This is a genomic window from Chryseobacterium sp. ON_d1 (assembly GCF_006829085.1).
Taxonomy (GTDB): domain Bacteria; phylum Bacteroidota; class Bacteroidia; order Flavobacteriales; family Weeksellaceae; genus Chryseobacterium.
Window position 1 is genome coordinate 246,558 of the sequence record NZ_BJTC01000008.1, and the last position, 13,051, is coordinate 259,608.

The window sequence follows — 13,051 nt, forward strand, 5'->3', positions numbered from 1 at the left end:
TAATTGTATTTATTTTACGTGAGAAGGGCTGATTAACTCCATGACTTCATCATATCCAATTTTCATATAATATCTCTGATGCGTAGTGTAGTTGATTAAAAAACATTCATCACAATAAACACTAAACTTTGCAACATACTGTAAAACAGAACCCTTATAAAATAATACAATATGATTATTTCCTGCCGGGCAATTAGGTCTTGGTAAATACTTTTCATATTTTCCTTTAAAGAAAAGAGAATCGATTTTCCTGCTGGGTTTCAGAGAATCAATAAGAGTAAAATTCAAGTTTTCTATTTTGGGATAAAGAATACTATCCTGGTCAGATAACTCACTTAGATATAGTTTATTTTTGGAAGCATCAGAATCCCACGGTTCTTTAGTATACTGATACACCTTAATATGATCATAGCCGTATGAACCTGAATACTCCCGACTACAGGAAACAAGAAAATACAATACAGCAAAAAGACTAATGATGCAACTTTGAAATGTTGACCGTAATTTCATGGATTAAAATACTTATGGATTGATTTTAATAGTTTTAAAGACTTTTAAAAAGAGCTCTTTATTCTCTTCACTTAAATCATGGATTATGACTGCCATTTTATCTTTGTGGGCATTCACGCTGTCAAAATGAATTCCGATAGATCCTTTATCCATTTTTTTAGGCAGCATAATCTGAGCCTTATGATGATTGATCGTATCATAGTAGTAATAATTGACATTATAAATCCCATTTCTATAATCCCTGTCGGAATTATCAGAAAAATAGGCTTTGATTTCTCTGTTATTCTTAAGCTTCTCAAAAATCTCAGACTCGACTGTAACCATATAATTATCTTCCTCAAAAGGTTTATATTCACCATAATAAATATAACCTATACGCTTGTTTCCGGTATTGATACTGTACACTTCAGAATCTACAGCCCATTCTTTTTTAACAACCATTGATTTGGGTAAACTCAATGATGTATTTACAATAGTGTGACTTACAAATTCCTGATTCTTACAACAAGAAGATAATAGGCTCAAAATACAGCTTAGAAGAAAAAATTTAACTTGAGCTTTTATAAGTACGTTATATTTCATCTGATAATAGCCTGTTTTCAGCATATTGAAAATTCTTTTTTTACGGCATTCATTTCATCCATAAGTTTTGATTTATACAAATCGATATCAATCCCTTAAACAGAAGGAAAACCATGGGATTTTGCATCAAAATAACAGGCTGTTTTTTCAAGAAATTCATCTTCATGTTCCTCGAGATGTTGATCAATCTGACTTGCGACTTCATCATCAAGATAGTCTTCCGGAGATTTAACGTAAAAACCCAAATTGATGGAATCATTCTGAAATGCTTTTTCCAGTGCGGGAATATAAATTGTATAGAAATCCTTTTTTTCCATTTTCATAATTTTAATACAAACCACCATGAACAAACAGTTTTAAAATCCAAGAATGAAAAAAGGAGAAAAAAAATGAAAAATTTTTCCTCATTTTTAAAACAAGATAAGTCAATGGTTATTAACCCGGTAAAGGTAGTAAAAAAGTTTTCTTGAAAAATTAATTAAAAATTATTCTTCATTTTATTTTTTTATTCCAAAAAGTATTGTACCTTTGCAACCGCAAAAACGAAGTAAAATTCGTTACTGATGACACCCTCGGGGCGTAGCGTAGTCCGGTCATCGCGCCTGGTTTGGGACCAGGAGGTCGCAGGTTCGAATCCTGCCGCCCCGACTTAAAAAACATTAAGGGTGCGTAGCTCAGCTGGATAGAGCATCTGCCTTCTAAGCAGACGGTCAAAGGTTCGAATCCTTTCGCGCTCACTTAAAAAGACTTACTGGAAACAGTGAGTCTTTTTTACTTTATACTATACTTTTTATTGAACTGACAGGTCATTTTTTAATCGCAAAGAAAATGATTCAAATGCAATATTCCCCCAGCTTTTGAGAATGATCCAAAAAAAATAGAGCATCCCGATCTTAATCGGGACGGTCAAAGGTTCGAATCCTTTCGCGCTCACTTAAAAAGACTTACTGGAAACAGTGAGTCTTTTTTACTTTATACTATACTTTTTATTGAACTGACAGGTCATTTTTTAATCGCAAAGAAAATGATTCAAATGCAATATTCCCCCAGCTTTTGAGAATGATCCAAAAAAAATAGAGCATCCCGATCTTAATCGGGACGGTCAAAGGTTCGAATCCTTTTGCGCTCACTTAAAAAGACTTACTGGAAACAGTGAGTCTTTTTTACTTTATACTATACTTTTTATTGAACTGACAGGTCATTTTTTAATCGCAAAGAAAAATGATTCAAATGCAATATTCCCCCAGCTTTTGAGAATGATCCAAAAAAAATAGAGCATCCCGATCTTAATCGGGACGATCAAAGGTTCGAATCCTTTCGCGCTCACATAAAGACTTACTGGAAACAGTGAGTCTTTTTTGTATTTACCCACAATCAGAAAATATTTGCCCTAAAAATCAAATTGTCATAAATTTGTTTACTATTTTATTTCAATGAAAAATCTCACCTTTATTATTGCAGGCAGCTTATTTACACTGATGACATCATGTAAAACGGCGACACCAGTTTCAAAAAATGCCATCCAGGATACACCTTATCAAAATCTCGGAGTTCACGGAAAAATTTATGGTGCATTTTATCAGCAGCGGGCAGCAGAATATGAGGCGCTATGCCTTCAGGCATATAATATTGCAAAACTTCGCCTGGACGAAGCTCTGGCAATGAAATCGGAAAAACCCCTGGCTATTGTTTCAGATATTGATGAGACTTTCCTGGACAATTCGTATTACGCTGTTGAACGCTCAAAAACAGGCAAAGGATATGATCAGGCAACATGGGAAGAATGGACAGCGAAAGGCAATGCTACCCCTCTTACAGGTTCTCAGGAATTTTATCAGTATGCAGCAGGCAAAGGTATTCAAGTTTTTTATGTTACTAACCGTAAAGAGCAGGAACGTGCAGGTACATTAAAGAATCTGAAAAAATACAATTTTCCTCTTCAAAATGACTCCAATCTCATTCTTCGTACCAAAGAAAGCAGTAAAGAGAACCGGAGACAGGACATTGCTAAAAATTATAATATTGTTTTACTGTTAGGTGACAATCTGGCTGACTTCTCCAGCCTGTTTGATAATAAATCAGAAGCTGAACGTTCAGCCGCCGTGAAGAGCTCCGCTGATGATTTTGGTAAAAGATTTATTATCATACCAAACGTAGGATACGGCGACTGGGAATCATCATTTTATCATTACAAATACGATTATACCAATCAACAGAAAGATTCTATGATGTATAATGCTGTAAAAGCCAATCCTTAGAAACCAGACATAGAGATTAATTCTTATAGCAACATAACATTTTGACAAAATTTGTTTTTTTGTCAAAATGTTGTATTTTTGTATCCATATTTCAGACAATGTCATCTCAAACCGAACAAGATCAACTTTCGCAGCAAATCCTGGAAACCGCTTCAGGACTGTATCTGAAGTATGGTTTGAAGAAAGTAACGATGGATGATATTTCCAAAGCGGTTGGCAAAAGCAGAACGTCCATTTACTATTATTATAAAAACCGTGAGGAAGTTTTCCAGGCTGTTCTGGCCAATCTGATCAGGGAAGTTATTTCAGAGATTGATGCCAACATGAAGAAAAGAAACACATTCGAAGGAAAAATTGAGGAGTTTTGCCTTTCTAAAATTAAAACATCAGAAGAAAGATCTTCATTCTTCAGAGCTATAGAAGCAGGAATGGATAATGAAGAAAAATCAAAGCACATTACCGATGCCCACAACCGAATGATGGAGGCAGAGAAAAGCCTTTTGCTCAATTTATTTTCAATAAGTATCAGCAGCCGTGAAATCCCGGCAGTCTCTCCTGAAGAACAGGAAACCATTATTTTTATTCTGCAGAGCAGTATCAGAGGTATAAGGCGTGAAATGGGTTTAAAAAGCAGTTTTGAAAATTTAAATACTACAGTAACCACTCTGACATCAATGGTTATTAAACATATAAGTTAAAATTTTTTATTTAAATTTTGACACTTTAACACAATGTGTCAAAAAGTTTATTTCAACACATGAACAAATTAAGTAACATCAGTACATTCCGGGCGTTTAGAAGTACGAATTATACGTTGTACTTTTTTGGACGTTCTGTATCGCAGTTTGGAACATGGATGCAGCGTACAGCAGTAGTATGGGTTGTATACAGTATGACGCAGTCTGCATTTATGCTGGGGCTGACCATTTTTGCGGAGCAGTTTCCGTCTTTTTTATTTTCAGCTTTCGGAGGGGTGGCAGCAGACCGTTATAACCGGTACAAAATTATACAGATCACCCAGATTCTATCATTGATTCAGGCATCTCTGCTGGCGTTTCTGGTAATGACCGGACACCAGAATATCTGGAGTTTTATTATATTAAGTGTCTTTCTGGGCATCATTAATGCTTATGATGTTCCGGCACGCCAGGCAATGATCAATGAAGTGGTAACAGATGATGAAGATCTTCCGAGCGCGCTTTCACTGAGTGCGGCAATGGCGAGTATCGCAAAATTAGCAGGTCCTGCCCTATCGGGAATTATCCTTCAGAAATTCGGAGCTGGAGCATGTTTTCTGATCAATGCTGCCAGCTTTGCAGCAGTAATGGTTTCCATTTCCCTGATGAAGATAACCATCATTCCGAAAAAGCCGACCCAAAAAGGAACTTTTACAGAACTGGCAGAAGGCTTCAGGTATCTTAAAAAAGAACCTTCCATCAGTCTGGTGATCATTATGCTGAGTATTACAGGATTACTGATCTTACCTTATGACACTTTAATTCCGGTTTATGCAAAGGAGATTTTTCAAGGTGATGCTAAAACGTTCGGCTATATCTCAAGTTTCATTGGTATCGGGGCCGTTCTAGGAACAGTGTTTCTGGCTTCGTTAAAAAAAGGAGCGTCCATGAGGAATATCCTTATCCTGAGTACAATTATCCTGAGTATCGGACTGATCCTTTTTTCATATACCACAAACTTTTACTGGTCTATGTTCTTTGCTGCGCTAACAGGATTGGGAGGAGTCGCACAATTTACCACCTGTAATATTATTGTGCAATCTGAGGTCATCCCAGAAATGCGTTCAAGAGCAATAAGTATCCTGCTAACCGCTATATTCGGAATGCTGCCTTTGGGAAGTGTACTGATCGGGTTTGTTTCAGAAAGAATAGGTGCTCCCAGAACCTTATTGCTGGAAGGAATTGCAGGAATTGTAATTGCTACCGTATTTTGGAATTTATTATTTAAAAAGAATAAAACAAAAGCAGTCAACGAGGAGTTATTAGAAGAATCTGAAGAACAATTTATCAATAAAATATAATACAATGGAAAAAACAGCCCTATTGGTGATGGATATGCAGTCATCAATATTAAGTAACTTACCTGATACACAAGAATTGGTATCTAACATTAAAGAGGCTATTAAAGCCGCCAAAAACCATCAGATTCCCGTTATTTACATCACCGTAAGCTTCAGACAGGGAATGCCGGAGATCAGTGAGAACAATAAAGCCTTTTCGGCTATAAAGCCACGCATGGCAGATATTGACATGAAAGAATGGGCAACAATCCATCCGGAACTTACTCCTGAAGAACATGATATTGTTATTGCTAAAAAAAGATTCAGTGCCTTTACAGGAAGTGACCTTGAAGTTGTTCTGCGTGGACTGGACATTCAACATCTGATATTAACAGGTGTATCAACAAGCGGAGTTGTTTTATCTACAATAAGAGAGGCTGCAGATAAGGATTATCAGCTTACTGTAATTGGTGATTGCTGTAAAGATGGTGACGAAGAGGTCCACAGCGTACTGATGAATAAAATTTTCCCCAGACAAGCCGATGTTATCACTCTAAGTGACTGGATGAAATAAATAAGAAACAATACAATCATTTTATCGCTTATTATGATTATCTTTAAGTAAGCAATACGAAAACAATCATTAGAGAATGGAGTGGCTTACCAATAATACAGATAATAATTTTTAAAATTTTAAAAATATGTGGTGGGTATATGCAATTCTTTCAGCTTTTTTTGCTTCACTGACTGCTATTTTTGCTAAGGTTGGAATCACTGGCGTCAACTCCAATCTGGCAACGGCCATAAGAAGTGTTATTATTTTACTGGTCGCCTGGGGAATTGTTTTTGCACGGAGTGAATACAAAGGGATCCCGGCACTTTCTAGGCATAATCTTATCTACATTGCCATTTCCGGAGTGGCAACAGGGCTTTCATGGATATTTTATTTTAAGGCCCTTCAAATCGGAAAGGTGACCCAGGTTGCTCCGGTAGATAAATTAAGCGTAGCATTGACTATTGTACTTTCTGTTTTATTTCTCGGAGAGTCGCTCACACTGAAGACAGCGATAGGAGCACTATTGATCATCGCAGGTACGGTACTCTTAATTTTTGAATAACGAAAAACAGATCACACCTTTATCATTTCATTGGTTTAAAATACCGTTTCAACTGTTTATTTTGCCGGGTCAGCACAAATTTTACTTATTGAAAGAACAGTACATACTACTTTTATATTATCAACGTAACCGAGAGGTCATTGAGTTAGCTTAATTAGTATGTAAAACATTGGTTAAGAATCAATAAAAATATTTTTGTGCACTTTGATTCCCTGCAGCCATTAATGGCTCAACTATACACTTAATCATGTTTGGATAGGATTGGCTTGTTCCAATCCTATTTTATATTACATTTAATTCTCTTAAAAAAGAAAACCGCTGTCCTTACAGCGGTTTATATATTAAGAATAAGTTGGATTACTTCAGTTTATAAGAACTTCCGTTCCAGAGATAGGTTTTGGAAGAGTATTTTTTCTTTTCCCTGTCTTTATCATCTACTTCCATATCTTCAACTTTTAAAATAAATGCATTGGGAATCCCTCCTTTATCATTCGGAAAAACAAATTCCTCACTGTGATAAAAAGCACCAGCATCACCAACATTCATTAACTGTGGAAGAGCAATCAGTTTTTTATCTTTAAAAAGAACATACTGATCATAGCCGGCAATTCCACAAGCTTCACCAGAAACTCCGGCTTTAAGAGTGAATTCAACATTTTGCAATTTGTGGTTGCTTTCTATATTGAAAGATCCAAAGCTAAGCTCCTCACCTTTTCCGGTATCAAAATACACCTCATCAATAAGTATATTTTCTTCCATTACTTTGATTCCGGCAATGTTCTGCTTTTCAGTCTCATTAAATTCTTTGTTCTTTCTGTCAATGGTTTTGGAAAGTCCGAAAAGGAAATCATATCCGTTTTTGTTACGGTATCCTACACAAAGGTTACCGCCCCAGACGTATCCTTCCAAGGTATTCTCACCTTTCTGATAAGATATTTTATACCAGTTCGCGGCTCTTTCTCCTAATTTAAGAATTGCTGCTTCTTTTTTAATAATCATAATCTGCTGATTGGTCTGAAGTGAGTCTACAATCTGAGCATTCACTCCGGGATCTGATCTCACGCGGGTCCAATCTGTAAAGATCTTCTGTGTTTTATTTTCTTCGAAGCCAAAGATTCCATCTGCATAAGCTTCATTTTCCTGAGCGGCAAAAAACTGCAGCATCAGTAACAATAAAGCTGTCCAAAAAGTTTTCATATTGGTATTTTGTTTTTGTGTCTTATTTTTCAAGCAGAAGACTTACCCACTCTTCACGCTGCAGTTGTTTTTTCAGTTCAAGCCCATTTTCTTTACATACTTCCAGAATGTCATCTACATCAAAGAAACATAATCCTGAAAGCAATAATTTCCCTCCGGCATTCAAAACTGAAACATAAGCCGGGATATCTGAAATAAGGATATTTCTATTGATATTCGCCAGAATAATATCATAGTTATCGTTTCCTAAGTTTTCAGCAGTTCCCTGTTCAATATCCAGTTCTACATTATTTCTTACTGCATTTTCTTTTGAGTTTTCCACTGACCATTCATCAATATCAATGGCTTTTGTATCTCCCGCTCCCTGCTGTTTTGCATAAATGGCCAATACAGAAGTTCCGCATCCCATATCCAATACTTTTTTACCATGGAAATCAATATCCATCATCTGCTGGATCATCAGGTGGGTGGTAGGATGATGTCCCGTTCCGAAAGACATTTTAGGCTGGATAATAATTTCATGCATTCCCGGTACAGATTCATGAAACTCTGCTCTGATCAATACTTTATCATCGATATTGATAGGAGAGAAATTCTTTTCCCATTCTTCGTTCCAGTTGATATTTGGCATTTCCTCGAAGGAATATTCGATTTTTACGTTTTCATTTTCAAAGATCGGAAGAGCCTTCAGCTGATCTTCGTTAAACAAATCTGTCTGGATATATCCTAAAATTCCGTCAATTTCTTCTGTAAAGCTGTCAAAACCTATTTCTATAAGCTCTGCCATTAAAATCTCATTCCAGGGTTGTAATGGAGAAATTTTGAAATTGAATTCTAAATAATTTTGCATGTGACTAATTTGCTGCAAAAATACTAATGTTATTACGGTTAAAAAAATGATGGAGTAACTTTTGGCTGAAACCGGGGATTTTTATATTTTTTTGAATGAATGAAAGCTAATCTTATTGAATAAATGCGATGGGAAAGTTTATTGCGTAATTTTTCCCACGGATGATACAGATAGATGATCATATTCAATAGAGGCGGGCTTTAGCCTGTCTTCAAATCAATACAATGCCATTGGCTTTAGCCAAAACCTATAAAAAAACTTGAAAATAAATTTTAGGATTGTTTTTTGAAAGACTAAAAATTCTAAGTTTTGGGTAAAGCCATACAATAAACTGTAAAAAATAAAGCGGGCTAAAGCCCGCTCCTATTGAATTTTGTTATTCAGGATAAAGGAAAAATCCTTCTCACAACTTTAAACCCTGAACTTTGAATTTTAATTTTTAAGGATTTGTAGAGAAAATGGAACCATTCGCGATCAGCGCTCTTCTGTTCATTTTCAGGATATCTCTTACCCATTCTGCAAAATCTTCCGGCTGTAATACTTTATCAGGATTTCCGTCTGTAAGTCCTCCCTGGATGCTCATATCAGAAGCAATGGTACTTGGAGTCAGAGTGATCACACGGATGTTCTGTTTTCTCCATTCTGCCATCATCGATTGTGATAAAGATACTACTGCTGCTTTTGAAGCGGCGTATGCAGACATATTTGGTCCGCCTTTCAAACCTGCTGTAGAGGCTACGTTAACGATATCTCCCTCACCTTTAGCTTTCATGAATGGGTGAGCTGCTTTGGCTGCATAGTACACTCCGAAAAAATTGGTTTTAATCACCTGCTCCCATGTTTCGGAAGGCATTTCTTCAATGCTTCCGAAGTCTCCGATACCTGCATTGTTGATCAGTATGTCAATTCCTCCCAATTGTTCTGCTAAAGATTCTATTCCAGCTTTTACCTGAATTTCATTGTCTACAGAAAATACGGCGTATGCTGAGTTTACTCCTGATTTTTTGATTTCTTCAACCGTCATTTTAAGGTTTTCCTCATTTCTTCCTGTAATGGCAACGTTTACTCCTTCATTCGCCAGAGCTAATGCTACAGCTTTACCTAATCCTCTTCCGCCACCTGTTACGATGGCATTTTTTCCGTTTATATTCATAGTAATATACTTTTCTTGATACAAAGTTACGAAAGAACATTTTTACGAAGCAGTGAAAACATGGATTTAACTTATATTTTATTCAACCACAAAAGTCACAGAAGGTTTTTAAACACCTACGTTTTTTAAGTTATAAACTCTAAATATAAAAAGCCATTTACAGCTTTCAAATGTTCAAAATACTAATTTTTTTTTGTGGTTTTCATGAGTTTCAGATTAAAATTAAAACCGGCTCATGAGAACCGGTTTCAAAATCTAAAAAAGGTATAGTAAAAAAAATAAAAAGCTTAAGGAATCTGAACCGGATTCTGCACTTCAAACTCTTCTGAAGCAGAGAATTCATTTCCATACATATCAACAGCCTTTACCTCAACTTTATGTTTTCCCAATGATAGTTTTTTAGGAAAATCGGCTTCCCAGATGTGCTTTGACATTTCAGGATTGGAAGGTCTTCTTCCTGGAAAAATTTTCTCTGTGGTATCCCATTTGAAAACGGAAAGCGCAAAATTCGGATCGATAGTTTCATCGTACTCCATTTCTTCCCATTTTCCGCCGTCTATTCTGTATACCACCCTATCTTTCTTACTTCCCATAAAGAAATTGGCCAATACTTTTGCAGAAGTTCTTGATGCAGGGATCACTTTGGGAACATATAATTTAATCTGATAATCATCCGGCTTTCCGGCTGTTTTGTATTTTACTTTATACTGATTGTCTGTAAAACTGATAAAAGAATATCCTTTTGCCGTTCCGTCTCTCATCGTTGAAGTAGGAAGTCCTGCATCATCCGGTGTTCCTGAATACCAGTCGCCACAAGTGGTTCCTACGTTATATTCGTGTAATTCTTTGATCCCATTCCATCCTGCTTTTTTGCCGTAGAAAATCTGCTGCTGGATGTGGGTATGTGCTGACAGCAACAATACATTCTGGAAAGGATTCAGAAAATCAAATAATTTCTGACGGTCCGCATTTCTGAAACTGTCTTCATTATTATGTTCTAAAGGAATATGGAAAGAGATGACGATCAGTTTATTTTTATCGACCAGTTTCAGGTCGTTTTCAATAAACTGAAGCTGGTCATCACGGAATCCTCCCCAATATCCTTTACCATCTCTCGGATCCGGATAAAGAATATCATCCAGAATGATAAAGTGTACATTACCATAATTGAAGGAATAATTGGCCGGACCAAAATTAGATTCAAACGTTTCATCGGAAAGACGGTCTTCTTTTGCATCATAGTTCATGTCATGATTTCCCATCACATTGTACCAGGGCAATCCTACTTCTTTCATAACGTCTGCATAAGGTTTCTGAAGGCTTAGGTTGTCTCCTACCAGATCTCCAAGACTTATCCCCAATACTGCATTTTCCCTGGTATTCTTCACTTCGTTTACAATTCCCCGTTTGAAATAATCCAGCTCTTTTTCAGTGTAAGGCTGCGGATCTCCGAAAACAAGAATATCAAAGGTTTTATCTTCTTTTTGCTGATAAAGCGGGAAGTTCAGTTCTTTGGGAAGTTCTCCTGTAGGAGCGACTCCTTTGTATTTAAAATCTGCAGGAGAACCTTTGGGTTTATGGTGATAATAGAATTGTGGAAGATTGTTTGCGTTTAAAGCAGTCTGATACCCTGATGGCTTGATCACAAAAATAGTCTGATCTTCCTGAACAGGAAGACTGTATCTTCCGTTTTTATCGGTAAGAACCACCTGAACCCCGTTTGAAACAGCTACTCCTTCTATTCCTTTTTCGCGGTTTTCTTTCTTTTGATTTTTATTGCTGTCTTCGTATACATATCCGGAAACAGAAGTTTGTGAGAACGCCATTACTGAAATTAGCATGCAAGGCATTAAAAATTTTATACTGATACTCATTTTTTTAATTTTTAAATTATTTTTAATCTTTCAATCCCCGATTATTTATTCCACCACATTTTCACGTTGATATTATCACCTCCCATGGACTGTACAGCAGCATTGTAGTTATCGGTATTCATCACTTTTGAAGTGGTAGGATACATAAATCTTACAGGCATCTGACCTCCGTTCTGAAGTCCTCCGTTATTGGGCAATACCGGCAGTTTTGTACGTCTGTACTCATACCACTGCTGATGATCAACAAAAAACAGGGAAATGTATTTCTGAAGCATAATTTTTTCCAGAGAACCATCATAGGCTACTTTAGGGTTACTGAAGTAATTGGCGGGAACTGTTGCTCCCCATTGCTCGATGATAGATTTCACTCCTGTTTCGTAGTAAGTTTGCTGATTTCCTGCGATAATTCCTCTGTTGACCAATTCTGCCAGAATAAACTGAACTTCAGAATACGTCATAATTAAAATCTTTAAAGGAGCTTTAGCCAGGTTCTGGTTAAGATTGGAAGGCTGGTAATTGAAAGCTGTTCCCAGGGCATACCCTGACGGAGCTCCTTTATAGCCAAGATCTTCCCCTGATGTTGCTTTGGCTTTTGTAAAAAACATACTCAACCTTGGATCGTTATTATCTTTCATCGCATTCACAAAGAATTCTCCTGCGGATCTGTACGCTGTAAAATCCTGTGGACGGGCTATCGGCGGCAAGTAGGGAGAGATTCCCGAAAGCGGAAGTACTGCACTGTCTGTATTATTCTGAAAAATGGGATATTGAGCCGGATTATTGACAATTTCCTGAATTCTTTCGTATACATTCACTTCTCCGTTTCTGTTCAGAATTCTGGTCAGTAATCTTAACGAAAGAGAGTTACAGAATTTTTTCCATCCTAAAATACCTGTCTGGCTGTTTGTATTTGCATTGTAAAATAAATCGGTTTCTGCTAATGCCTGTGTTGCATTGAATAGCGAATTGGCTGTTTTCAGGTCGTTTAACAGCTGGATGTAGATATCTTTCTGCTTATCATATTTTGGTCTCAGAATATTTTCTTCAACCCTCACAGCTTCAGATAAAGGTATATCTCCGAAGGCATCTGTAAGATTGGATGCGATCCATGCATTCAGAACCATAGAAATGGCCAGGTAATTATTATTTTGCTCTTTAGCTGCATATTTTCTGAGATCACTTACCTGTTTAAGCCATCTGTAAGAAGTATTCCAGTATCCGTTTCCACTTTTTTCATCCATATAATATCTGCTGTAGGTATTTCCTTCGTTCGGAAAGTCTAAAGCAATCTGCATAATATCAAAAGTGAAATCGTCTGCTCTGTTATACCCGTAACATCCCATTTCATATTGGATAGGAGCAAGCAGACTTCCTACCGAAGGGTCTTTGACCTTACTGGTATCTGTATTGAACTCCTCGAAAGTTCTGTCGCAGGATTGAAGCATGAAAACAGAAACTGCCAGTGTCAGATTTATGATTATTTTTTTCATTT

General features: G+C 36.7%; 13 protein-coding genes and 2 tRNA genes. 7 read left to right on the top strand and 8 right to left on the bottom strand.

From position 1 onward, the window contains the following. Window positions 1-9: 9 nt before the first annotated feature. The 3 genes from CRS_RS14510 to CRS_RS14520 all read right to left on the bottom strand — a co-directional run bounded on the left by CRS_RS14510 (window position 10) and on the right by CRS_RS14520 (window position 1,409). Entirely contained in the window at window positions 10-510 is a 501-nt protein-coding gene (locus CRS_RS14510) for a hypothetical protein (protein WP_142724737.1), read from the bottom strand. Between the two features lie 12 nt (window positions 511-522). Continuing rightward, the gene (locus CRS_RS14515; protein WP_142724738.1) at window positions 523-951 is read right to left on the bottom strand and encodes a hypothetical protein; all 429 of its coding nucleotides are present in this window, start codon (window positions 949-951) and stop codon (window positions 523-525) included. 236 nt (window positions 952-1,187) lie between these two features. Beyond that, a complete protein-coding gene (locus CRS_RS14520) occupies window positions 1,188-1,409 on the bottom strand; it encodes a hypothetical protein (RefSeq protein WP_142724739.1) in 222 nt (73 codons plus the stop codon). Window positions 1,410-1,665: 256 nt separating this feature from the next. Between CRS_RS14520 and CRS_RS14525 the strand changes: the two genes are divergently transcribed. The 7 genes from CRS_RS14525 to CRS_RS14555 all read left to right on the top strand — a co-directional run bounded on the left by CRS_RS14525 (window position 1,666) and on the right by CRS_RS14555 (window position 6,485). After that, a tRNA-Pro gene (locus tag CRS_RS14525) sits at window positions 1,666-1,740 on the top strand. A 15-nt stretch (window positions 1,741-1,755) separates the two neighbouring features. Next, window positions 1,756-1,829: transfer RNA gene (locus CRS_RS14530), tRNA-Arg, on the top strand. Between the two features lie 696 nt (window positions 1,830-2,525). Then, window positions 2,526-3,350: a 5'-nucleotidase, lipoprotein e(P4) family gene (locus tag CRS_RS14535; RefSeq protein ID WP_142724740.1), complete on the top strand. Its 825-nt coding sequence runs from the start codon at window positions 2,526-2,528 to the stop codon at window positions 3,348-3,350. A gap of 98 nt (window positions 3,351-3,448) precedes the next feature. Then, entirely contained in the window at window positions 3,449-4,048 is a 600-nt protein-coding gene (locus tag CRS_RS14540; protein WP_142724741.1) for a TetR/AcrR family transcriptional regulator, read from the top strand. A gap of 59 nt (window positions 4,049-4,107) precedes the next feature. Then, complete coding sequence (locus tag CRS_RS14545) at window positions 4,108-5,388, top strand: MFS transporter (protein ID WP_142724742.1); 1,281 nt, start codon at window positions 4,108-4,110, stop codon at window positions 5,386-5,388. Between the two features lie 4 nt (window positions 5,389-5,392). Next, entirely contained in the window at window positions 5,393-5,941 is a 549-nt protein-coding gene (locus CRS_RS14550) for a cysteine hydrolase family protein (protein ID WP_142724743.1), read from the top strand. Between the two features lie 127 nt (window positions 5,942-6,068). Further along, window positions 6,069-6,485: an EamA family transporter gene (locus CRS_RS14555; protein WP_142724744.1), complete on the top strand. Its 417-nt coding sequence runs from the start codon at window positions 6,069-6,071 to the stop codon at window positions 6,483-6,485. A gap of 357 nt (window positions 6,486-6,842) precedes the next feature. On the opposite strand, the gene CRS_RS14560 is transcribed toward CRS_RS14555, so the two are convergent. The 5 genes from CRS_RS14560 to CRS_RS14580 form a co-directional block, all read right to left on the bottom strand. Continuing rightward, a complete protein-coding gene (locus tag CRS_RS14560; protein ID WP_142724745.1) occupies window positions 6,843-7,682 on the bottom strand; it encodes an SH3 domain-containing protein in 840 nt (279 codons plus the stop codon). 22 nt (window positions 7,683-7,704) lie between these two features. Beyond that, window positions 7,705-8,532, bottom strand: a complete 828-nt coding sequence (gene prmA / locus CRS_RS14565) for a 50S ribosomal protein L11 methyltransferase (protein WP_142724746.1) — start codon at window positions 8,530-8,532, stop codon at window positions 7,705-7,707. A gap of 439 nt (window positions 8,533-8,971) precedes the next feature. Then, entirely contained in the window at window positions 8,972-9,685 is a 714-nt protein-coding gene (locus CRS_RS14570) for a 3-ketoacyl-ACP reductase (RefSeq protein ID WP_142724747.1), read from the bottom strand. A 287-nt stretch (window positions 9,686-9,972) separates the two neighbouring features. After that, window positions 9,973-11,535 carry a calcineurin-like phosphoesterase C-terminal domain-containing protein gene (locus CRS_RS14575; RefSeq protein WP_142724775.1) on the bottom strand — a complete coding sequence of 521 codons (1,563 nt, stop codon included), beginning with the start codon at window positions 11,533-11,535 and terminating at the stop codon, window positions 9,973-9,975. A 65-nt stretch (window positions 11,536-11,600) separates the two neighbouring features. After that, the gene (locus CRS_RS14580) at window positions 11,601-13,049 is read right to left on the bottom strand and encodes a SusD/RagB family nutrient-binding outer membrane lipoprotein (protein WP_142724748.1); all 1,449 of its coding nucleotides are present in this window, start codon (window positions 13,047-13,049) and stop codon (window positions 11,601-11,603) included. Between the last annotated feature and the right edge of the window lie 2 nt (window positions 13,050-13,051).

Bases quoted from the DNA above. Each gene is read 5' to 3' on its own strand.
- CRS_RS14560 (WP_142724745.1), bottom strand. From the start codon at position 7,682: ATGAAAACTTTTTGGACAGCTTTATTGTTACTGATGCTGCAGTTTTTT.
- CRS_RS14570 (WP_142724747.1), bottom strand. From the start codon at position 9,685: ATGAATATAAACGGAAAAAATGCCATCGTAACAGGTGGCGGAAGAGGA.
- CRS_RS14515 (WP_142724738.1), bottom strand. From the start codon at position 951: ATGGTTGTTAAAAAAGAATGGGCTGTAGATTCTGAAGTGTACAGTATC.
- CRS_RS14510 (WP_142724737.1), bottom strand. From the start codon at position 510: ATGAAATTACGGTCAACATTTCAAAGTTGCATCATTAGTCTTTTTGCT.
- CRS_RS14540 (WP_142724741.1), top strand. From the start codon at position 3,449: ATGTCATCTCAAACCGAACAAGATCAACTTTCGCAGCAAATCCTGGAA.
- CRS_RS14555 (WP_142724744.1), top strand. From the start codon at position 6,069: ATGTGGTGGGTATATGCAATTCTTTCAGCTTTTTTTGCTTCACTGACT.
- prmA (WP_142724746.1), bottom strand. From the start codon at position 8,532: ATGCAAAATTATTTAGAATTCAATTTCAAAATTTCTCCATTACAACCC.
- CRS_RS14580 (WP_142724748.1), bottom strand. From the start codon at position 13,049: ATGAAAAAAATAATCATAAATCTGACACTGGCAGTTTCTGTTTTCATG.
- CRS_RS14520 (WP_142724739.1), bottom strand. From the start codon at position 1,409: ATGGAAAAAAAGGATTTCTATACAATTTATATTCCCGCACTGGAAAAA.
- CRS_RS14535 (WP_142724740.1), top strand. From the start codon at position 2,526: ATGAAAAATCTCACCTTTATTATTGCAGGCAGCTTATTTACACTGATG.
- CRS_RS14545 (WP_142724742.1), top strand. From the start codon at position 4,108: ATGAACAAATTAAGTAACATCAGTACATTCCGGGCGTTTAGAAGTACG.
- CRS_RS14550 (WP_142724743.1), top strand. From the start codon at position 5,393: ATGGAAAAAACAGCCCTATTGGTGATGGATATGCAGTCATCAATATTA.
- CRS_RS14575 (WP_142724775.1), bottom strand. From the start codon at position 11,535: ATGCCTTGCATGCTAATTTCAGTAATGGCGTTCTCACAAACTTCTGTT.